Origin of the sequence: Streptomyces sp. NPDC048142, from assembly GCF_043202835.1 — a bacterium.
GTDB lineage: Bacteria > Actinomycetota > Actinomycetes > Streptomycetales > Streptomycetaceae > Streptomyces.
On record NZ_JBIDBC010000014.1, the window covers coordinates 178,880 to 199,048 of the forward strand.

Consider the following 20,169-nt stretch of genomic DNA (forward strand, 5'->3'; position numbering starts at 1 on the left):
GAAAGGTGACCCATGGATCTGGTCCTGCGTGACGCGCTCGTCGTCGACGGCACCGGCGAGCCCTCCTACCGCGCCGATGTGGCCCTCGACGGCGGCCGGATAGCCGCGATCCACCCCGAGGGCTCCCCCGGCCCCCGCCCCACCGCCACCCGCACCGTGGACGCGGGCGGCCTCGCCCTCGCCCCCGGCTTCATCGACATGCACGCCCACAGCGATCTGGCGCTGCTGCGCGACCCGGACCACAGTGCGAAGGCGGCGCAGGGCGTCACGCTCGAAGTCCTGGGCCAGGACGGGCTGTCGTACGCCCCGGCCGACGACCGTACGCTCGCCGAGGTCCGGCGTGCCGTCACCGGCTGGAACGGTGACGGCTCCGACATCGACTTCGACTGGCGCACGGTCGGCGGCTATCTGGACCGCCTGGACCGGAACTTCGGCGGCCGGGGCATCGCGGTCAACGCCGCCTATCTCATCCCGCAGGGCACGGTCCGGATGTACGCGGCCGGCTGGGACGACCGCCCGGCCACCGACGCCGAACTGACCCGGATGAAGGAGCTGGTGGACCAGGGCATGCGTGAAGGCGCGGTCGGCATGTCCTCGGGCCTCACCTACACCCCCGGGATGTACGCGGACGACGCCGAACTCACCGAGCTGTGCCGGGTGGTGGCCCGGCACGGCGGCTACTACTGCCCGCACCACCGCAGTTACGGCGCCGGGGCGCTCGAAGCGTACGAGGAGATGGTGCGGCTCACCCGCAACGCGGGCTGCGCCCTCCATCTCGCGCACGCCACCATGAACTTCGGCGTGAACAAGGGCCGGGCCCCCGACCTCCTCGCCCTGCTCGACGGAGCGCTCGCCGCCGGGTCCGACATCTCGCTCGACACCTACCCGTACACCCCCGGCTGCACGACACTGGTGGCGATGCTGCCGAGCTGGGCGAGCGAGGGCGGACCGGAGGCGGTCCTCACCCGGCTCGCGGACCCGGCGAGCGCGGAGAGGATCCGGCACCACCTGGAGGTGCTGGGCTCGGACGGCTGCCACGGGGTGCCGATCGAGTGGGACACCATCGAGATCTCCGGCGTCGGCGCACCGAACCTGGCCGAGTACGTGGGCCGTACGGTGGCCGGGTCGGCGGTACTGCGGGGCGAGGAGCCCTGGGTGACCGCGCGGCGGCTGCTCACCGAGGACCGGCTCGGGACGACGATCCTCCAGCACGTGGGCCACGAGGAGAACGTTCGGCGGATCATGCGCCACCCGGTGCACACCGGCGGCAGCGACGGCATCCTCCAGGGCGACAAGCCGCACCCCCGGGCGTACGGCACGTTCCCGCGGTATCTCGGCCGGTACGTCCGGGAGTTGGGCGTCCTCTCGCTGGAGGAGTGCGTCGCCCGTCTGACCGCGCGCCCGGCCGCCCGGCTACGGCTCGCGGACCGGGGCCTGGTACGCGAGGGCTACCGCGCGGACCTGGTGCTCTTCGACCCGGAGACGGTGGCGGCGGGCGCCACGTTCGAACAGCCGCGCGCGCTCCCGGCCGGCATCCCGCATGTGCTGATCGACGGCCGGTTCGTCATCGAGGACGGCAGGCGGACTTCGGTGCTGGCGGGCCGGGCGGTCCGGGGAGCGGGGGCCGGGGCCGGGGCCGCCTGATGACTTCTCACGAAGCGTCCGCCGCGCGCCCCGAAGCATTCGCCGTGCGCTACGAAGCGTCCGCCGCGCGCTCCGCCGCCCAGGCGAGGTCCTCCTCGGTCGGGGCGTCGTCCTGGGTGAGGGAGCGCCGCCAGTAGCCGCTGAACTCGACGGCCGCCTTGGGCAGGTGCCGGTCATCGACCAGATGGCGGCGGAGCGCCCGGACGGCGGAGGCCTCGCCCGCCACCCAGGCCGCGTCCACCCCGTCGAGGTCCGGCCCGGCCTGCCTCACCGCCGCCACCAGCGAGCCGCCCCGGGCCCGGTGCACCCAGCGGACCTCGGCCCCGCCGGCGGCGGACGGCAGCTCCCGCTCCTCCGCCGCGTCCGCGACCTCGGCGTACACCACGGCACTCGCCGCGGCCGGCAGCGCCTCCAGGAGCGTGGCGATGGCGGGGAGCGCGGTCTCGTCCCCGGCGAGCAGCATCCGCCGGGCGGCGGGCAGCGGGCGGGCGTAGAGGGAGGACGGGCCGACCATGCCGAGGACGTCGCCGACGCGGGCCGCCGCGCCCCAGCGCGAGGCGGGGCCGTCCTCGCCGTGCAGCACGAAGTCCACGGCCATCACGTTGCGCTCGCGGTCGTAGGAGCGGACGGTGAAGCCGCGCATCCAGGGCCGTTCCGCCTCCGGGACCGCGAGGTAGGCCTCGTACCAGCGCATCCCGTGCGGGTCATCCGCGTCCCGCTCCGGCAGCCGGGGCACCCGCTGCCCGGCGCGCGGCAGGCAGAGCTTCATCTGCTGGTCGGGGCGGTCCTCCAGGAGGTCGGGCAGGGCGTCGGCGGTGAAGCCGATCCTGGCCGTCCCGGGGGTGATCCGCTCGACGTCCGTGACCCGCACATAGGTGACCGGCAGCGCCTGGCCCATCGCACCCGACCTCTCTCCCACTGGTAGCTTTACGTCGTAATGAATTACCCGCCGCACGTTACTTTACGCCGTAAGGAGTCGCAAGTGGTGGTCTTCGCCGGGCAGGGCGACCCCCGCAGTTCCCTCTCTCTCCTGTGGCGCGCGGACACCCCGCCGCCCACCCGTGGCGGCCCCGGCCCCAGACCCCGGCTGAGCGTGGACGCGATCGTGGCGGCCGCCGTGGCGCTCGCGGACGAGGAGGGGATCGGGGCCCTGTCGATGCGCGCGGTCGGCGAGCGGCTGGGGCGCACCGCGATGGCGCTCTACACCTACATCCCCGGCAAGAGCGAGCTGCTGGACCTGATGTACGACGCCGTCCACGCCGAACTGCCCACCGGCTACCCGGAGTCGGACGACTGGCGGGCGGCGCTCACCGCCTGGGCCGGGGAGATCCTGGAGTTCCATGTCCGCCACCCCTGGGTGCTCCAGGTCTCGCAGGCGCGGCCGGTGCTGGGGCCGCACGAGTACGCGGGCCTGGACACGCTGGTCGTCCTGCTGCGGGCGACCGGGCTTGAGGCAGGGGTGCTGCGGCGGCTGGTGGGAACCCTGTTCCCGTTCGTGCGGGGCTCGGCACAGGCCGTGGCGGACGCCCGGCTGGCCGCGGCGGCGACCGGGAGTTCCGACGAGGAGTGGTGGGCGGCGCGCTCGGCGGCCCTCATGGAGCTGGTCCCCGACTTCGCGGAGCGCTTCCCCGCGGTGAGCCGGCTGGAGGCGGAGGGGCCGGTGGAGCCGTACCCGGGCCCGGCGGGGAACGGCGATCCCCTGCCGTATCCGGAGCGGGAGGCACGCGAGACGTTCCGGGTGGGGCTCGGGGTGCTGCTGGACGGGATCGAGGCGGCGCGCGCCCGGCGGCCCTGAGGATGTTCAGGACCGCCCGGCGCGCGCCCGGGATCGACTGCGCCTGCCGCTGTGGCTACGGCTTGGGCAGCCCGCAGCCCTCCCGGTCCAGGTCGATCTTGTTGCCGATGCCGATGCACGGGACCATGTTGTACGTCTGCTGGGCGTAGTTGATGCCCTCACGGACGGTCACCCGGCCGTTCTCGTCGACCTCGCACGGGTTGTTGACCGTGCACGCCTGGCCGCTCTCGTTACCGGTGTTGTTGACGGCGACCACCTTGCCCGTGGCGTCGTCGATCACCGGCGAACCGGACGTGCCGCCGATGGTCCGGCATTCCGGGGTGTAGCGGACCGAGTCCTTCCAGGTCCACCGGCCCTCCTTGAGCCGGTGGACGAAGCCGTCGATGTCGCAGCGGTAGGTGCGCTTCCAGTAGCCGGAGGCGACCGTGATGGCGGTGCCCGCCACCGGGTGGGCGGTCTCCAGCTCCAGCGCCCGGATGCCGTAGCGGTCCGCGATCTGCCGGTAGGTGCTGGTGAGTTCGTAGAGCGAGAGATCGGTGTCGGTCATGGTGCCGTACGCGATCCTGCTCGCCCTCAGCGTGCCGACACCCCTGCCCGAGGCGTTGAGCAGGGTGAACGTCCGGGAGGACGGCTGGTCGACGACGACCTCGCCGGGGCCGGGGAAGCCGGACTCCATGCAGTGCCCGTTGGAGAGCACGAGGGCGGGGTCCGTGGGGGCGGAGTCGGGCGAACGGACCACGGAGCCCGAACAGTTGCTGAGCGCGACGGTCCCGGCGAAGGTCACGGCCTTCGCGGCGGGACCGTCCTTCGGCGCGGCTTCCTGCACCTGCGGTGCGGGCTCGGCCGCCACGACGGGCGCGGCACCCGCTCCCAGGAGCAGGGCAGCGAGAAACGCACCGACGAGAGGCTTGTTCATGTGGGGGGTCCCCTCCAGTGATGCCAAGGGCCGGAGATCTTCCGGCTTTTGACATGCGCATGGTGGCGCAGATGTCGGGTCGTCACAAGGGGACCGTTCCGGCCACCGCGGCTACGACCGCCGGTGCCCCATTCCCACCACTACCTCGGAGGCCGCCCCGGCCCCGGGAGCGGGAGCAGCGCCGGAACCGGAACCCTCCGCGCCGCGAAAGATGTGGTCGCTCCCCCACCGACCCAGCGGTTCCAGCGCCGCGTTCAGCGAGAAGCCCAGCGGGGTGAGCGAATACTCCACGCGCGGCGGCACCTCGGCGTACACCTCACGGTGCACGATGCCGTCGTCCTCCAACTCCTTGAGATGGGAGCTGAGAACCTTCTCCGTCACCCCGGGCAGCGCCCGGCGCAGCTCACCGAACCGGCAGGTCCGCTCGTCCAGCGCCCACAGGATGAGCACCTTCCACTTGCCGCCGATCACATCCATCGCCGCGTCGATCCCGCAGGCGAAGGCCCCCGGCCTCCGTACGATCCGCGTCATCGTCCACCCCTCCCACCTGGTCACCGACCGCGAGGTAACCACCCACTCCATTGTGCGTACTTGTTACCCCCGGCGTCTTCGACCAGCCTAATCGGCATGCCTGACAACACCTCTGCTTCCGTACCGCCCACCCCTCTCACCCTGCTCGGCCTCGGCGCGATGGGCACCGCACTCGCCCTTACCTGGCTCGCCGCCGGGCACCCTCTGACCGTCTGGAACCGCAGCCCCGGCCGGAGCGCCGAACTCGCCGCCGCCGGCGCGCGGGTGGCCGCGACGGCGGCCGAAGCGGTGGCCGCGAGCCCGCTCGTCGTCACCTGCCTCCTGGACGACGTCTCGGTCCGCAAGGCGCTGGCCGACGCCGACCTGACGGGCAAGGACCTGGTCGACCTCACCACCTCCACCCCCGCCGAGTCGCGTAGCCGCGCGGTCTGGGCGAACGAACGCGGCGCCCGCTTCCTGGACGGCGGAATCATGGCCGTCCCGCCGATGATCGGCGTGCCGGAGGCCGGCGGCTATGTCTTCTACAGCGGTTCCCGCGACGTCTTCGACGCCCACCACGAGGTGCTGGCCGTGCCCGCCGCCACCCGGTACGTCGGCGCCGACCCCGGTTTCGCCGCACTCCACGACGTGGCGCTGCTCAGCGCGATGACCGCCATGTTCGCCGGGGCCCGGCACGCGGCCGCGCTGGTGGAGGACGCGGGCATCGACCAGAAGGAGTTCGGCGCGCTGCTGGCCGACTGGCTCACGGCGATGGCCCCGGCGACAGCGGCGTACGCGGGCGAGCCCGTGGCCGAGGACCCCACCAGCCCGGCCGTGGCGGAGGCGGGGGACGCGACGCTGCTCCGTACGGCCCAGGAGCAGGGCGTCGACACGGCCCTGCTGATCGCGTCGGCGGGCTCGGTGAGCGGGATGTGACGGCCCGGCAGACAGGCGGGATGTGCCGGTCCGGCGCCGCACACCGGACGCCCCGCCCGGCCCAGGCGTCCGGGCCCCCCGCCCCGGATGTCCGGCCCCGCCCGTCTCAGGCTTCCGCCGCCACGGCCTCCTTCGCGTACGTCACCGCCTGGAGCAGCGTCAGACCGGGTTCGGCCCGGCGCAGGATCTTGATGGCCGCCACGGAGTCCGCCGGCCCCTCGTGTCCGGCGGCGGCGAGCCGCTGCCGCACCCACCGGCCGCGCAGCTCCGTGTCCGGGCGCCCGGCGGAGTCCTCGGCCAGGGCGAGAGCGCGCTCCAGGCCTGGGCGCTCGGCGTCCGTGGCGGTCTCCAGCGCGTGCCGGAGACCGGCGACGACATCGGGTGCGTCGCGGAGGACGAGTACGGCGAGGGGCTGGGGCTTTCGGAACATGCTCATGGGCCCACCGTTCCCCGGGTCGGCCCGATCTCACCCGATTTGAGCAAGATCTGAGCCGACCGGACCGGTTACGCCCGACCACCCACCCGACCAGTGCGCGGAGCTGGAGCCTGTGGCCCGGTCCCCGGCCCCGGTCTCGGTCCGGGGACCGAGGCCCTCGGGCCGCACATGTCGGTCCGCAGCCGGAGGCGGGCCCGTGCCCCGGCTGCGTACGGTCGGCGTATGACACTCGATCTCGACGCTTACTTCACCCGCATCGGCTGGACCGGGGAGCCCCGCCCCACGCTGGAGGTGCTGCGGTCCCTGCACCGCGCGCACCTGATCGGTATCCCGTTCGAGAACCTGGAGGCCATTCTCGGCTCCGCGCCGTCGCTGGCACTCGACGACCTGGAGGCGAAGCTCGTACGCGGCGGGCGCGGCGGATACTGCTACGAGCACAACACCCTCTTCTCCACCGTGCTGAGGCAGCTCGGCTTCTCCGTGACACCGCTGACGGCGCGGGTGGTGCTGGGCGCCGCGCCGGGCGACATCCGGCCCCGTACGCACATGCTGATGCGGGTGGACGTGGCGGGTGAGCCGCACCCGTATCTGGTGGACGTCGGATTCGGGGCGTCCGGGGCGCTGCTGGAGCCGATCGAGCTGGTGGAGGGCGCCGAGCTGTTCGACGCGCCGCGCCACCACCGTCTGATCCACGCACCGCACCACGGTCCGCTGCCGCTGTGGGAGCTCCAGACCGACCAGGGCGGGTCGTGGGAGCCGCAGTACGTGTTCACGCTGGATCCGTACGAGAAGCCGGACTACGAGGTGATCAACTGGTTCATCGCCACGCACCCGCGCTCACCGTTCCGGCAGGCGGTGTACGCGCAGCGCACCCTGATCGGCTCCCACCTCTCCCTGTCCGGGCTCGATCTGGTGGAGACGGCCGACGACGGAACGATCCAGGATCGGCAGCTGAAGGACGGCGACGAGGCGCTGCGCGTCCTGGCGGACGACTTCGGCATCCGGCTCCCGGAGGGCACCCGGCTGCCGGAGTGAGCCGCGCCACCGGTGCGCCCGTACACGGAAGCCGGTACGCCAGTGCACGGGAGCCCCGCACCCGTACACAGGAGCCCCCGCGCCCGTGTACGGGAGCCGACGCACCCGTGCACAGGAGCCCCCGCGCCCGTGTACGGGAGCCGACGCACCCGTGCACAGGAGCCCCCGCGCCCGTCTGCGGGAACGGGCGTGCCGGCCCGGACAGGTCCCGGCATACGGCCCCCGCGTGGCGCATCTCACCCGCTCCGGCCGCCCACACCTCCTTTCCAAGCCGCGCCGCCGCCCCGACCGGGAGATCCCACGGTCCGGGGCGGCGGCGGCATGGCGATGGAAGACAAGGTGCGGCCGGGACGCGCCCCGCAGGACGTACGCCGGAAGCAATCCCCGCGCACCGCGCGAAACGCCGCCGTAAGCTCGCGGACATGCAGGTCATCCAGTCCACGAAGCTCTCCAACGTCTGTTACGAGATCCGGGGTCCCGTGCTGGAGGAGGCGATGCGGCTGGAGGCGGCCGGTCAGCGCATCCTCAAGCTGAACACGGGCAACCCCGCCGCGTTCGGGTTCGAGTGCCCGCCGGAGATCCTCGAAGACATCCTGCGCAACGTCGCGGGCGCGCACGGCTACGGCGACGCGAAGGGCCTGCTGTCCGCGCGCCGTGCGGTGATGCAGCACTACCAGACCAAGGGGATCGACCTCGACGTCGAGGACATCTACCTGGGCAACGGCGTCTCCGAGCTGATCCAGATGTCGATGCAGGCGCTGCTGGACGACGGCGACGAGGTGCTCGTACCGGCTCCCGACTATCCCCTGTGGACCGCCTCGGTCTCGCTGGCGGGCGGGACGGCCGTGCACTACCGGTGCGACGAGCAGGCCGACTGGATGCCCGACCTCGCGGACATCGAGCGGAAGATCACCGACCGCACCAAGGCCCTGGTGATCATCAACCCGAACAATCCGACCGGTGCGGTGTACGACGACGAGATGCTCCGCGGTCTCACCGAGATCGCCCGGCGGCACAATCTGGTCGTCTGCTCCGACGAGATCTACGACCGGATCCTCTACGACGGCGCGACGCACACCCCGACGGCCTCACTGGCCCCGGACCTGATGGTGCTGACGTTCAACGGGCTCTCCAAGAACTACCGGGTGGCCGGTTACCGCTCCGGCTGGATGGCCGTCTGCGGCCCGAAGGCGCACGCCACCTCGTACATCGAGGGGCTGACGATCCTCGCCAACATGCGGCTCTGCGCCAACATGCCCTCGCAGCACGCGGTGGCCACCGCGCTCGGCGGGCGGCAGTCGATCGAGGACCTGGTGCTGCCGGGCGGCCGGATCCTGGAGCAGCGGGACGTGGCGTACGACCTGCTGACCTCGATCCCCGGGGTGACCTGCGTGAAGCCGAAGGGGGCGCTGTACCTCTTCCCCCGGCTCGACCCCAAGGTCTACAAGATCAAGGACGACCGGCAGATGGTGCTGGACCTGCTGCGGGCCGAGAAGATCATGGTCGTGCAGGGCACCGGCTTCAACTGGCCCGAGCCCGATCACTTCCGGATCGTCACGCTGCCGACGGTCGAGGACCTGACCGACGCGGTGACCAGGATCGGCACCTTCCTGCACGGTTACGGACAGCCGTAGGGTCCCGGACGGCTACGGACAGCCCTGGGGTTCCTCGACGGTCGCGGGCAGCCCTGGGGTTCCCGGACGGTTACGGACAGCCCCAGGGCGCTCACTCTCCCGGACTGCGCACAACTTTAGACTGAATCCAATGTAGGATGGTTCCACGCACCATCGGGAGGCCATCCATGTACGAGCCGATCCGCAGCCCCTCGGTCCACACCCCGGCCGACTACGCGGACTTTCCGCACCGCAGCCGTGAGGAGGAGCTGGACATCCAGCTCGCCGGGCACCTGGCCGCCCTTCTCGCGGTCACCGACGAGCTGGGCCTCGGCGCGGCGGGCGACCGGATCGCCGAGCAGGTGGCCCGGCTGCGCGGGGCCCCGCCCGCCCGGCACGCCGGGCTGACCGACGCCGCCCCCGCGGACCTCCACCGCCGCGCCCACGCCCTCGCGGGCCGCGCCCTGCTGGTGGCCGCGTCCCGCGCCGACACCACCGCCGCCATCCTCTCCGCCGAGCGGATGGACGCCCACACCGCGGCCCTGGCCGCCTTCGCCGGACCCGCCCCCTCCGGGCAGCTGGTCGGCGCCCCCTGACGGCCCCGGTCCGCATGCCGCGAAGGCGTGCGGACCGGGTGCCACCGCCCCAAGGGGGTGTCCGACAATCCCGCGCGGGCGGACGACGCGGAATTATCAGACACCCCCTCGTCCGCCGGGCCGTTGCGTTCTGGGATGGGCCCTTCATCTGCTGTCCACCCAACTCGGCCCGGAATGTGGGTTTCCGCGAGCACGCTGCGCAGGTGAGACGCATCGTGGGAATCGTCCTGGCGGTCCTGCTGATCGCCGGTGTGGCAGCGGCCGTCGCCCTGGGCCGCGACAGCGGGGACAGCGGCACGGCCGCGAAGACCGTACGCGGGGTGATCGGTTCGGAGAAGGCCGAGTTCTTCGCCGACCCCGACACCGTGAAAGCCCTCGCGGCCAAGGGATTCACCGTCCGGACGGAGACCTCCGGGTCCTGGGCGATGGACCGACTGCCCCTGAAGGGTTACGACTTCGCCTTCCCCAGCTCCAAGGCCCCGGCCGATGAGCTGCGCCGGGGAGCCGGGGCCCGGGGCGGCCCGCTGCGGCCGTTCTACTCACCGCTCGTCGTGGTGGCCCACCGCAACGCGGCCGAGGTCCTCGCCGGCAACGGGCTGGCTCGGCTGCGGACGAACGACGGGTCGAAGTTCACCACGCAGGGCACACTGCTCATGGACCCCTACCTGGCGGCGGCCGAGGACGACCGGACCTGGCAGCAGCTCAAGGGAGCTTCGGGACATGCCGAGTTGAGCGGGACGGTGTTCATCACGAGCACCGACCCCGTCACGTCCAACTCCGGCGCCCTCTACCTCGCCGCCGCCTCGTACGTCGCCGACGGCGGCCGGGTGGCGACGGACGAGAGGGCCGTCCACCGCACCGCACCGCTGATGCGCAAGCTCGTACAGGTGCAGGGCGCCCAGCAGAGCAGCAGCGACGCGCCGTTCCGGGACTTCATCAGCGGGGTCGGCAACCCGCTCGTGCTGGTCTACGAGTCGCAGGTGGCCGCCCTCCTGATGAACAGTCAGCGACAGGAGATCGGCGACCTCGTCGTCCTCTACCCGGACACCACGGTGTCCAGCGACCACACCCTCGTACCGCTGACCGACCACGGCCGCGAACTCGGTGAACTGCTGTCCACCGACCCGGGGCTGCGGGAGCTGGCGGTACGGCACGGGTTCCGGCCCCAGGGCGCGGCGGCCGAGTTCAGCGCCGCGACCGCGGATCACGCCGCCTACATCGACCAGCGGCTGGCCGGCGTACGCCAGGCGCCCGTGCCCATCGCGGAGGTGCTGCGCTCGATGGCACGGCGGGCCCGCGGCTGACGACGCCCCGGCTCGCACCCAGCCCTGTCCCCGCGCGGCCGGCCACCGTTCCGGCCCCGGACCCGCACTCGCAGCACAGGAGACCGCCACCATGCCCCAGGACACCGGACCTCAGAACGCCGGGCCTCGGAACATCGGAAACCAGGACGCCGGACACCAGGACGCCGGGCCCCAGGACCCTCGGCGGCCGTTCGATCCGCCGACCACCCCACTCGTGCTCACCCCGCCCGCGCCCGTCGCCCCCGTCCGCGCCGAGCAGGCCGCCGGGCTCGTCCCGGTCGGGGACGCCGTGCGGGCCGAGATGGTCCGGCGGGCCGAGGAGTACGTCGAGGGCCTCGCCGGACTCGATGCCCGCTCCCCCGAATTCGGCGCCCGGGTCGGCGAGATCGCCGCGCTCGGGCAGAGCGACATCCGCAGCGCCGCCCAGCAGTCCAACCGGATGCTGGACCGCACCGTCCGCTCGCTCGCGTCCGGCGAGGGCGACGCCCCGGCCCGCGTGGGGTCCTCGCTGGTCGAGCTGCGCCGCACGGTGGAGGACCTCGATCCGCGCGACGCCCCGGCGCGCGGGGCCCGCCGGCTGCTGTCCCGACTGCCGGGCGGGCGGCGGCTGCGCGACCACGTCGCGAAGTACGCCTCCGCCAGGGGCACCCTCGACCGGATCGTGCGCTCGCTGCGCAGCGGCCAGGACGAACTGCGGCGCGACAACGCCGCGTTGCACACCGAGCGCACCCGCCTGTGGGACTCCATGGGCAAGCTCCAGGAGTACGCGGTGCTCACCGAGGCCCTCGACGGCGTCGTGGAGCGGCGCATCGAGGAGGCCGCGGCCGCGGGCGATCCGGTGCGGGCGGACGCGCTGCGGGCCGACGTCCTGTTCCCCGTACGGCAGAAGCACCAGGATCTGCTGACCCAGATCGCCGTCTGCGCCCAGGGATACCTGGCGATGGACGTCGTACGCCGCAACAACGAGGAGCTGATCAAGGGCGTCGACCGGGCGGCCACCACCACCGTGTCCGCCCTGCGGATCGCGGTGATGCTGTCCTCCGCCCTGGAGAACCAGCGCCGGGTGACCGAGCAGGTGCAGGTGCTGCGCTCGACCACCGAGGACCTGATCCGGGGGAACGCGGAGATGCTCGCCACCCAGAGCGGGGAGATCCAGCGCATGGCGGCCGAACCGGCGGTCGGCGTCGAGACGCTGCGCACCGCGTTCGGGCAGATCTACGCGACGCTCGACGCCATCGACACGTACAAGGCGCGGGCGACCGAGACCATGGCGGCCACCGTGGAGTCGCTGACCGCCGAACTCCAGGATGCCGGGGCCCGGTTGGACCGCAGTCGCACGGCGGACGCGTCGCTGGACGGGGGCCGCTCATGAGCGACCGCCGCCCCGGAAAGGGCCCCCTGGCCCGAGCCGCCCTCGCCGACACCCGCACGCCCGGCCGCCGCCTCCGGCGTGCGCTCCTCCTCCTGCTGGCCGCGGCCCTGCTCGTCCCGCTCGCCGCCTGCACGACGGACCAGGACGCCGGGCGGGACACCGGCCGGGACGGCGGCGACGACTGGCGGGCCCGCGCGGGAACGCTCCGGGTCCTGGCCTCCAGTGAACTCAGCGACATGGAACCCCTGTTGGAGAAGGCGCGCGAGGCGACCGGGATCACCGTGCGGCCCACGTGGACGGGCACGCTGGACGCCGTCGAACGCCTGGCGTCCGGGAAGGCGGACGGGGCGTTCGACGCGGTGTGGCTGTCGTCCAACGACTATCTGCGCCTGGACCCGGAGGCCGCCCGCAAGATCGCCTCCGAGACCCCGCTGATGGCCTCCCCGGTCGCCCTCGGGGTGCGGTCCGCGACGGTGCGGCGGCTGGGCTGGGATCCCGGGGCGGTCAGCTGGGCGCAGGTCCACCGGGCGGTCGCGGCCGGGAAACTGACGTACGGGATGACCGACCCCGGCCGCTCCAACTCCGGTTTCTCCGCGCTGATCTCGGTGGCGTCCGGGCTCTCCGGCGCACAGGCGGCGCTCACCGACGCCGACGTCCGCAAGGCCGGGCCGAAGCTGAAGGAGTTCTTCGCGGGCCAGCGCCTCACCTCGGGCTCCTCCGGCTGGCTGGCCTCCGCGTACGCCCGGCGCTCGGGCGTGGACGCGCTGATCAACTACGAGTCGGTGCTGCTGTCGCTGAACCGGGACAGCGACGCCGGGCTGACCGTGATCCGCCCCCGCGACGGGGTGGTGACCGCCGACTACCCGCTGAGCGCGCTCGCCGCGGCCACCCCGGACGCCCGGGACGCCGTACAGAACCTGGCCGAGCACTTCCGGTCCACCGAGGTGCAGCGGGAGATCACCGCACGGACGCTGCGCCGCCCGGTCGTCGCCGCCGCGCGCCCCGCCGATCCGCTCTCGCCCGAGCAGCGCCGCGAACTGCCCTTCCCCGGTACGCGGTCGGTCGCGGACGGGCTGCTGTCCTCGTACGAGCACCGGCTGAGGCGTCCCTCGCGGACCGTGTACGTACTGGACACCTCAGGGTCGATGAAGGGCAGGCGGCTGGCGCAGCTGAAGTCCGCGCTGAACGGGCTGACCGGGGACTTCCGGGAGCGCGAACAGGTCACGCTGCTGCCGTTCGGGTCCACCGTCAAACAGGTCCGCACGCACACCGTCGATCCGGCGGACCCGAAGGCGGCTCCGGCGGCGATCCGGGCGGACGCGGCGGCGCTGACGGCCGAGGGGGACACGGCGATCTACTCGTCGCTGGCCGCGGCCTACGACCACCTCGGCCCGGACACCGAGTCCGCGTTCACCTCCATCGTGCTGATGACGGACGGCGAGAACACGGCGGGCCGGTCGGCGGCGGAGTTCGCGGCGTTCTACCGGGCACTGCCCGCCGCCCGGCAGGTCACCCCGGTGTTCGGAATCGTGTTCGGCGACTCCGACCGCCCGGAGCTGGACTCGATCGCCGAGCTGACCGGCGGCCGGCTCTTCGACGGGACGAAGGAGGAGGGCCCGAACTCGCTGGACGGGGCGTTCGAGGAGATCCGTGGCTACCAGTAGGGATCCGGCGGGGAGGAGATCCGCGGCTGCCGGCAGGGACCCGGCGGCGAGGAGATCCGTGGCCGCCGGTGGGCGGACGGTGGCCGTCCGGGTCCTCGGGTATCTGGAGTCGGCCCGGAATCTGACCGGCAGCGCCGCGGCCCTCGGCGGGCTGGCCCTCACCTTCGCCGGGTTCGCGGGCCCGTACTGGCCGGTGGTGGTCGGCGGGCTGTACGGGGCGGGCGCCCTGCTCGCCCCGCCGCGCCGGCCGCCCGCCCCGGCGTTCGAGGAGCCGTCGTCCCGGCTGGACGAGCTGCGGGCCGACCTCGTGACCCTGCGGGCGTACCTGGACCGGGTGGATCTGCCGACCGGCGCGGCGGAGCGGCTCGCCGCGCTGACCGGCCTGCTGGACGGACTGCTGGCTCCCGGCTGGGTCTCCGAGGCGCTGGCGGAGGACCCGGAGGGCGTGCACGGGGTGGTGCGGGCGGTGCGCCGGGACGTTCCGGAGTGCGTCGACACGTATCTACGGGCCCGGTGGTGGACGCGGCTCGCGCCGGGGGCGCGGGCTCCGGAGGAGGAGCTGGAGCGGCAGCTGACGCTGCTGCACGCGGAGGCGCAGGCGCTGGTGGACGGGTTGCGTGAGACGGAGGAGCTGCGCCAGCGGTCGCACACGAAGTATCTGGAGGACCGGGGCGGGGGCGTTCCGCCGGTCGGGCGGCCCCCGGAACCGTGAGGGGGTTCCGGGGGCCGGGAGGGTGTCCTCGGTCGGGGACAACACCTCCGGGGGCTGTCGGCGCTGACAGGCCCCGATACCGCGGCGGGCCGCGTCGGCCCCACAGGTCAGGGCGGATGTCCGATGGACCCGGCCGCGGGGTTCTGGAGGCGTACCGGGATCAGCCCAGGCGCGCGACGAGCGCGTGGTACTCGTCCCACAGCTCCTTGGGCGTGTGGTCGCCGAAGGTGTTGAGGTGCTCGGGGACCAGGGCGGCCTCCTCGCGCCAGACCTTCTTGTCGACGGTGAGCAGGAAGTCGAGGTCGGCCTCGGAGAGGTCCAGGCCCTCGGTGTCCAGCGCGCCCTTGGCGGGCAGGATGCCGATCGGGGTCTCGACGCCCTCGGCCTTGCCCTCCAGGCGCTCCACGATCCACTTGAGCACGCGGCTGTTCTCGCCGAAGCCGGGCCAGACGAACTTGCCCGCCTCGTTCTTGCGGAACCAGTTCACGTAGTAGATCTTCGGCAGCTTCGACTGGTCGGGCTTGTCGGCGCCGACCTTCACCCAGTGATTCATGTAGTCGCCCATGTTGTAGCCGCAGAACGGCAGCATGGCGAACGGGTCGCGGCGCAGCTCGCCGACCTTGCCCTCGGCGGCGGCGGTCTTCTCGGAGGCGACGTTGGCGCCGAGGAAGACGCCGTGCTGCCAGTCGAAGGACTCGGTGACCAGCGGGACGGCGGAGGCGCGGCGACCGCCGAAGAGGATCGCGGAGATCGGCACGCCCTTGGGGTCCTCCCACTCGGGCGCGATGATCGGGCACTGTCCGGCGGGGACGGTGAAGCGGGCGTTGGGGTGGGCGGCGGGCGTGCCGGACTCGGGGGTCCAGTCGTTGCCCTTCCAGTCCGTGAGGTGCGCGGGCGCCTCCTCGGTCATGCCCTCCCACCAGACGTCGCCGTCGTCGGTGAGCGCGACGTTGGTGAAGACGGAGTTGCCCCACATGGTCTTCATGGCGTTGGCGTTGGTGTGCTCGCCGGTGCCGGGCGCGACGCCGAAGAAACCGGCCTCGGGGTTGATCGCGTAGAGGCGGCCGTCCTCACCGAACCGCATCCAGGCGATGTCGTCGCCGATGGTCTCCACGGTCCAGCCGGGGATCGTGGGCTCCAGCATGGCGAGGTTGGTCTTGCCGCAGGCGGAGGGGAACGCGGCGGCGACGTACTTGGGGTCCTGCGACTCACCGCTCGGCGGCGTCAGCTTCAGGATGAGCATGTGCTCGGCGAGCCAGCCCTCGTCACGGGCCATGACGGACGCGATGCGCAGCGCGTAGCACTTCTTGCCGAGCAGGGCGTTGCCGCCGTAGCCGGAGCCGTACGACCAGATCTCGCGGTCCTCGGGGAAGTGCGAGATGTACTTGGTGGTGTTGCAGGGCCACGGGACGTCCTGCTGGCCCTCCTCCAGGGGAGCGCCCAGGGTGTGGACGGCCTTCACGAAGAAGCCGTCGGTGCCCAGCTCGTCCAGGACGGCCTGGCCCATACGGGTCATGGTGCGCATGGAGACGGCGACGTACGCGGAGTCGGTGATCTCGACGCCGATCGCGGAGAGCGGCGAGCCGACGGGGCCCATGCAGAAGGGCACGACGTACATGGTGCGACCACGCATGGACCCGCGGAAGACGCCGTCCCGGCCCGTGAAGCTGTTTCCTTCTTCCCCGGTAAAGATGGCCCGCATCTCGGCGGGGTCCTTCCAGTGGTTCGTGGGGCCCGCGTCCTTCTCCTCCTTGGAGCAGATGAACGTACGGTCCTCGACGCGGGCGACATCGCTCGGGTCGGACGCGGCGTAGTACGAGTTCGGCCGCTTGGTCTCGTCCAGCTTGGTGAACGTGCCCTTGGCGACGAGTTCCCCACACAGGCGCTCGTACTCGGCCTCGGAGCCGTCGCACCAGACCACCCGGTCGGGCTGGGTGATGGCTGCGATCTCGTCGACCCAGGAGACCAGCTCCTGGTGGTGGGTGGGGACAGTGAGGGGAGCCGCGATGTCGCGCGCCACGATCGCTCCTAGTTGAGGGTGTCAGTTGTCGAGAGGCCCCGTGGGGGCTGCGACCCGGATGCTTCGTACCCTTCGAATTCCCCTGGCGCTCATCCGGTGCCGACTGCACTCATTTGATCATCCGGCCGTTCCGCCCATATGTCCAGGGGGCCTCACACGTGAGCATCACCACTCATTTGCGCCCCCCGTCCGCTACCTACGGTGGCGTAGGTAGCATGCGGATATGACTGATGCCGCCGCTAGCGCCGCGACCCCGGCCCCCGTCGCCCCCTCCCCCGCCCCCGTCAAACCGCGGATGCGCGGCTGGCTGCACGCCGGGATGTTCCCCGCGGTGCTGATCGCCGGGATCACTCTCATCGCCCTGACCGACAGCACGATGGGCCGGATCGCCTGCGGCGTCTACATCCTCAGCGCCTGTCTGCTGTTCGGTGTCAGCGCGGTCTACCACCGCGGCACCTGGGGACCGCGCGGCGAGGCGGTGCTCCGCCGTCTGGACCACGCGAACATCTTCCTGATCATCGCGGGCACCTACACCCCGCTGACCCTGCTCCTGCTCCCCGGGTCCACCGCCCGGCCCCTGCTGTGGGCGGTCTGGGCGGCCGCGGCGGCGGGCATCGCCTTCCGGGTGTTCTGGGTCGGCGCTCCGCGCTGGCTCTACACCCCGTGCTACATCGCGATGGGCTGGGCGGCGGTCTTCTTCCTGCCGGACTTCATGCGGACCGGCGGCATCGCCGTCCTGGTCCTCGTCGTGGTCGGCGGGCTGCTGTACAGCGCCGGCGGTGTGATCTACGGGATCAAGAAGCCGAACCCGTCGCCGCGCTGGTTCGGCTTCCACGAGGTCTTCCACTCGCTGACGCTGGCGGCGTTCATCGCGCACTACGTGGGCATCTCGCTGGTCGCCTACCAGCACGGATAAGCACAGGACGATCACGGGGTGAGGGGCCGGTCGCACGCGGCGACCGGCCCCTCACCTCTGCGTCCGGCGACTCTCACCCGCCCAGCTTCGCCGCCAGTTCCCCCGCGTCCGTCGTCGGCGCGTCGCACACGAAGTGGCGGCAGACGTACGCGGTCGGCTCCCCGCCCACCAGCGGCCGGTCCATCAGCAGCGGGAACTCGGCTCCCGCCCCCGGCCCTTCCCCGGCCGCGACCACCGCGCCCGGGGCCCGCCCCAGCAGCGCCGTCCGGTGCAGCTCCCCGCCGACCGGCCCGGCCACGGCCACCTCACGCGGCCCGTCCAGCAGCGCCTCGGCCACCGCGAGGCCCCAGCCGGCGAACCGGGGGACGCGCGGGCCCAGCGCCTTCACCACACCGAGCGCGCCCTCGGCGGCCGTACGGTGCGCCTCCGAGCCGGTGTACGCGGCGTACGAGAGCAGCGCGCCGGCAGCCGCGGTCCAGCCGGCCGGGGTGGCGCTGTCGGTGGGGTCCTGCGGCCGGCGGATCAGCTGCTCGGCGTCGTGCGCGGTGTCGTAGAGCTGCCCGCCCTCGCCGGTGAACTGCTCCAGCACGATGTCCAGCAGGAACCCGGCGAACTCCAGCCAGGCGCCCTCGCCGGTGACGGCCGCCAGCGCGAGGAAGCCCTCGGCGACATCGCCGTAGTCCTCCAGGACCCCGGCGTTGTCGCCCGCGCGCCCGTCCTTGGAGGTACGCGTCAGCCGGGCCACCTCGCCCAGGTGTACGCGGACCAGCAGATCGGCGGCCTCGGTGGCCCGCTCCACGAGGTCGGGCCGGTCGAAGTAGGCGCCGGTCTCGGCGAGCGCGGCGATGGCGAGCCCGTTCCAGGCGGCGACCACCTTGTCGTCCCGCCCCGGGCGCGGCCGCTCCTCGCGGGCCGCCAGCAGCCGGGCCCGTACGTCCGCGACCCGCGCGGCGTCCGCGGGCCCCGCGTCCCCCGGCAGCCGGAGCACCGAGGCCCCCTCCTCGAAGGTCCCGTCCTCGGTCACCCCGAAATACTCGGCGGCGAAGGCGGCATCGTCCTCGCCGAGCACCTCACGCAACTGGGCGGGCGTCCACACGTAGAACGCCCCCTCGACATGCCGGCCGTCCGCGTCCTCACTGTCGGCATCCAGCGCGGAGGCGAACCCGCCCTCGGCCGTCCGCAGCTCCCGCACCATGAAGTCAGCGGTCTCCAGGGCGATCCGGCGGGCCTCGTCCGAACCGGTGGTACGCCACAGATGGGCGTACACGCGGCACAGCAGGGCGTTGTCGTAGAGCATCTTCTCGAAGTGGGGCACGACCCACTCCCGGTCCACGGAGTAGCGCGCGAAGCCGCCGCCGAGCTGGTCGTAGATCCCGCCCCGGGCCATCGCCGAGCAGGTGTCGGCGGCCATCTGAAGCGCCCCCTCGGACCCCGTACGGGCGTAGTGCCGCAACAGGAACTCGATCGCCATGGACGGCGGGAACTTGGGCGCGCCCCCGAACCCGCCGCGCTGCTCGTCGTACTCCCGGGTCAGCCCGAGCAGCGCCTGCGCGGTCTCCTGTTCCCCGGGCACTCCGTCACCACCGTGGGCCAGTGTGCGGCCCGCGAGGTCGGCGACGATGCGCCCGGCGACCTCGGCGACCTCCTCGCGCCGGTCGGTCCAGGCGGCCGCCACCCCCTCCAGCACCTGCTGGAAGGACGGCGAGCCGTGCCGGGCCTCGGGCGGGAAGTAGGTCCCGAAGTAGAAGGGTTCGGCGTCCGGCGTGAGGAAGACGGTCATCGGCCACCCGCCGTGCCCGGTGGCCGCCTGGACGGCCTCCATGTAGACGGCGTCGACGTCGGGGCGCTCCTCGCGGTCGACCTTGACCGGCACGAAGTGCGCGTTGAGGTAGGCGGCCACGGTCTCGTCCTCGAACGATTCGTGCGCCATCACATGGCACCAGTAAATTAGTAGAAGCTATAAGTGACAGGACGCATAGCCCACACTCAAGAGGATGGGCACGTCCCGCCGCTTAGCTTCTTCCATCGCCTCCTCTCCCCATGGCCACCAATCCACCGGATTGGAGGCGTGCTGGAGTAGGTAGGGCGACTGCTCGTTAGCCAGTCGATTCATACCGACATCGTTGCACGATCCAGAGCGAGATCCCCGCCTCGGCACCGATCGACCGGGGGTGGTCCGGGCGACGCTGTCCTTGGTCATGCCTTGATCGCCGCCTCAACCAGCTGTCTGCGTCGTTCGGCCGACGGTATCCGGGCCATAGTTCCTCCTCGCGTCCGGCGCAAGGGGAACCGCAGGTCCGCGCAGCGGTCCGTGCCGACTCTCCTGGCCGTCCTGCCTGGTCTTCACCTCACCCCCGGACGAGGCCCCCGCGCGGGATCCCTGCGAGCAGGGGAGGCTCGCCGGCACCCTCGTACCCGAGGTGCAGTTCGTGCCGCGCCCGGGTGGCGAAGACGTAGTAGGCCATGCGCAGCGAGGCGGAGGTGGGGTCGGTAGCGGAGTCCACGTGCGTGTCCGGGACCACGACGACGTCGAAGCCCAACCCCTTGGCGCTAGGGCGTGTATCGGAAGTGGATCTTGAGGTGGGATGATCTTGTGTTGTGGCACGTGGAGATCTGACGGATACGCAGTGGGCTCGCCTGAAGCCGTTGTTGCCCCGGGGCAAGAAGCCGGGCCGTCCGCCGGTATGGACCAGGCGGCAG

Annotated in this window: 17 protein-coding genes and 2 pseudogenes; 11 read left to right on the top strand and 8 right to left on the bottom strand. The window is 72.4% G+C overall.

All coding sequences use genetic code 11. From position 1 onward, the window contains the following. Window positions 1–12: 12 nt before the first annotated feature. Window positions 13–1,644, top strand: coding sequence for an amidohydrolase family protein (locus ACGF2Y_RS19855; RefSeq protein WP_392948983.1), 1,632 nt, complete (start codon window positions 13–15; stop codon window positions 1,642–1,644). 49 nt (window positions 1,645–1,693) lie between these two features. Here the strand turns inward: ACGF2Y_RS19855 and ACGF2Y_RS19860 are convergent, their stop codons facing one another. Continuing rightward, window positions 1,694–2,542: a siderophore-interacting protein gene (locus ACGF2Y_RS19860; protein ID WP_392948986.1), complete on the bottom strand. Its 849-nt coding sequence runs from the start codon at window positions 2,540–2,542 to the stop codon at window positions 1,694–1,696. A gap of 84 nt (window positions 2,543–2,626) precedes the next feature. Between ACGF2Y_RS19860 and ACGF2Y_RS19865 the strand changes: the two genes are divergently transcribed. Then, window positions 2,627–3,439 carry a TetR/AcrR family transcriptional regulator gene (locus ACGF2Y_RS19865; protein ID WP_392948989.1) on the top strand — a complete coding sequence of 271 codons (813 nt, stop codon included), beginning with the start codon at window positions 2,627–2,629 and terminating at the stop codon, window positions 3,437–3,439. 55 nt (window positions 3,440–3,494) lie between these two features. Here the strand turns inward: ACGF2Y_RS19865 and ACGF2Y_RS19870 are convergent, their stop codons facing one another. Next, window positions 3,495–4,355 (bottom strand): serine protease, encoded by an 861-nt coding sequence (locus ACGF2Y_RS19870; protein ID WP_392948992.1) that lies wholly within the window; start codon window positions 4,353–4,355, stop codon window positions 3,495–3,497. A gap of 111 nt (window positions 4,356–4,466) precedes the next feature. Continuing rightward, window positions 4,467–4,886 carry a winged helix-turn-helix transcriptional regulator gene (locus tag ACGF2Y_RS19875; RefSeq protein ID WP_392948994.1) on the bottom strand — a complete coding sequence of 140 codons (420 nt, stop codon included), beginning with the start codon at window positions 4,884–4,886 and terminating at the stop codon, window positions 4,467–4,469. A gap of 96 nt (window positions 4,887–4,982) precedes the next feature. Here ACGF2Y_RS19875 and ACGF2Y_RS19880 point away from each other — a divergent pair, with 96 nt between their 5' ends. Then, window positions 4,983–5,801 (top strand): NAD(P)-dependent oxidoreductase, encoded by an 819-nt coding sequence (locus ACGF2Y_RS19880; protein WP_392948997.1) that lies wholly within the window; start codon window positions 4,983–4,985, stop codon window positions 5,799–5,801. Window positions 5,802–5,907: 106 nt separating this feature from the next. Here ACGF2Y_RS19880 and ACGF2Y_RS19885 read toward each other — a convergent pair whose 3' ends face one another. Beyond that, entirely contained in the window at window positions 5,908–6,237 is a 330-nt protein-coding gene (locus tag ACGF2Y_RS19885) for a hypothetical protein (RefSeq protein WP_392949000.1), read from the bottom strand. A gap of 222 nt (window positions 6,238–6,459) precedes the next feature. Here ACGF2Y_RS19885 and ACGF2Y_RS19890 point away from each other — a divergent pair, with 222 nt between their 5' ends. The 7 genes from ACGF2Y_RS19890 (at window position 6,460) to ACGF2Y_RS19920 (ending at window position 14,533) form a co-directional block, all read left to right on the top strand. Continuing rightward, the gene (locus ACGF2Y_RS19890; protein WP_392949003.1) at window positions 6,460–7,272 is read left to right on the top strand and encodes an arylamine N-acetyltransferase; all 813 of its coding nucleotides are present in this window, start codon (window positions 6,460–6,462) and stop codon (window positions 7,270–7,272) included. A gap of 422 nt (window positions 7,273–7,694) precedes the next feature. Next, on the top strand, window positions 7,695–8,906 hold the full coding sequence (locus ACGF2Y_RS19895) for a pyridoxal phosphate-dependent aminotransferase (RefSeq protein ID WP_392949004.1): 1,212 nt from the start codon (window positions 7,695–7,697) through the stop codon (window positions 8,904–8,906). A gap of 167 nt (window positions 8,907–9,073) precedes the next feature. Then, window positions 9,074–9,481 carry a hypothetical protein gene (locus ACGF2Y_RS19900; protein WP_392949006.1) on the top strand — a complete coding sequence of 136 codons (408 nt, stop codon included), beginning with the start codon at window positions 9,074–9,076 and terminating at the stop codon, window positions 9,479–9,481. Between the two features lie 215 nt (window positions 9,482–9,696). Further along, entirely contained in the window at window positions 9,697–10,785 is a 1,089-nt protein-coding gene (locus ACGF2Y_RS19905) for a hypothetical protein (RefSeq protein ID WP_392949037.1), read from the top strand. A gap of 91 nt (window positions 10,786–10,876) precedes the next feature. After that, window positions 10,877–12,157, top strand: a complete 1,281-nt coding sequence (locus ACGF2Y_RS19910; protein ID WP_392949009.1) for a toxic anion resistance protein — start codon at window positions 10,877–10,879, stop codon at window positions 12,155–12,157. Next, window positions 12,154–13,821 (top strand): substrate-binding domain-containing protein, encoded by a 1,668-nt coding sequence (locus ACGF2Y_RS19915; RefSeq protein WP_392949011.1) that lies wholly within the window; start codon window positions 12,154–12,156, stop codon window positions 13,819–13,821. Before ACGF2Y_RS19910 ends, ACGF2Y_RS19915 begins: the two co-directional genes overlap by 4 nt. Before the next feature lie 79 nt (window positions 13,822–13,900). Next, window positions 13,901–14,533, top strand: a complete 633-nt coding sequence (locus ACGF2Y_RS19920; RefSeq protein WP_392949040.1) for a hypothetical protein — start codon at window positions 13,901–13,903, stop codon at window positions 14,531–14,533. 160 nt (window positions 14,534–14,693) lie between these two features. Here the strand turns inward: ACGF2Y_RS19920 and ACGF2Y_RS19925 are convergent, their stop codons facing one another. Further along, window positions 14,694–16,553: a phosphoenolpyruvate carboxykinase (GTP) gene (locus ACGF2Y_RS19925; RefSeq protein ID WP_392949013.1), complete on the bottom strand. Its 1,860-nt coding sequence runs from the start codon at window positions 16,551–16,553 to the stop codon at window positions 14,694–14,696. 223 nt (window positions 16,554–16,776) lie between these two features. On the opposite strand from ACGF2Y_RS19925, the gene ACGF2Y_RS19930 reads away from it, so the two are divergent. Then, window positions 16,777–17,469, top strand: coding sequence for a hemolysin III family protein (locus tag ACGF2Y_RS19930; RefSeq protein ID WP_392949016.1), 693 nt, complete (start codon window positions 16,777–16,779; stop codon window positions 17,467–17,469). Window positions 17,470–17,542: 73 nt separating this feature from the next. Here ACGF2Y_RS19930 and ACGF2Y_RS19935 read toward each other — a convergent pair. The 3 genes and pseudogenes from ACGF2Y_RS19935 to ACGF2Y_RS19945 form a co-directional block, all read right to left on the bottom strand. Continuing rightward, window positions 17,543–19,582, bottom strand: a pseudogene (locus ACGF2Y_RS19935) (thioredoxin domain-containing protein). Window positions 19,583–19,586: 4 nt separating this feature from the next. Beyond that, a pseudogene (locus tag ACGF2Y_RS19940) lies at window positions 19,587–19,728 on the bottom strand (TetR/AcrR family transcriptional regulator); the annotation flags it as partial. A gap of 89 nt (window positions 19,729–19,817) precedes the next feature. Further along, window positions 19,818–20,009: a hypothetical protein gene (locus ACGF2Y_RS19945; protein WP_392949019.1), complete on the bottom strand. Its 192-nt coding sequence runs from the start codon at window positions 20,007–20,009 to the stop codon at window positions 19,818–19,820. Between the last annotated feature and the right edge of the window lie 160 nt (window positions 20,010–20,169).

Coding starts and splice junctions, on each gene's coding strand:
- ACGF2Y_RS19870 (WP_392948992.1), bottom strand. CDS start 4,355: ATGAACAAGCCTCTCGTCGGTGCGTTTCTCGCTGCCCTGCTCCTGGGA.
- ACGF2Y_RS19885 (WP_392949000.1), bottom strand. CDS start 6,237: ATGAGCATGTTCCGAAAGCCCCAGCCCCTCGCCGTACTCGTCCTCCGC.
- ACGF2Y_RS19860 (WP_392948986.1), bottom strand. CDS start 2,542: ATGGGCCAGGCGCTGCCGGTCACCTATGTGCGGGTCACGGACGTCGAG.
- ACGF2Y_RS19875 (WP_392948994.1), bottom strand. CDS start 4,886: ATGACGCGGATCGTACGGAGGCCGGGGGCCTTCGCCTGCGGGATCGAC.
- ACGF2Y_RS19855 (WP_392948983.1), top strand. CDS start 13: ATGGATCTGGTCCTGCGTGACGCGCTCGTCGTCGACGGCACCGGCGAG.
- ACGF2Y_RS19890 (WP_392949003.1), top strand. CDS start 6,460: ATGACACTCGATCTCGACGCTTACTTCACCCGCATCGGCTGGACCGGG.
- ACGF2Y_RS19930 (WP_392949016.1), top strand. CDS start 16,777: ATGACTGATGCCGCCGCTAGCGCCGCGACCCCGGCCCCCGTCGCCCCC.
- ACGF2Y_RS19915 (WP_392949011.1), top strand. CDS start 12,154: ATGAGCGACCGCCGCCCCGGAAAGGGCCCCCTGGCCCGAGCCGCCCTC.
- ACGF2Y_RS19895 (WP_392949004.1), top strand. CDS start 7,695: ATGCAGGTCATCCAGTCCACGAAGCTCTCCAACGTCTGTTACGAGATC.
- ACGF2Y_RS19910 (WP_392949009.1), top strand. CDS start 10,877: ATGCCCCAGGACACCGGACCTCAGAACGCCGGGCCTCGGAACATCGGA.
- ACGF2Y_RS19900 (WP_392949006.1), top strand. CDS start 9,074: ATGTACGAGCCGATCCGCAGCCCCTCGGTCCACACCCCGGCCGACTAC.
- ACGF2Y_RS19880 (WP_392948997.1), top strand. CDS start 4,983: ATGCCTGACAACACCTCTGCTTCCGTACCGCCCACCCCTCTCACCCTG.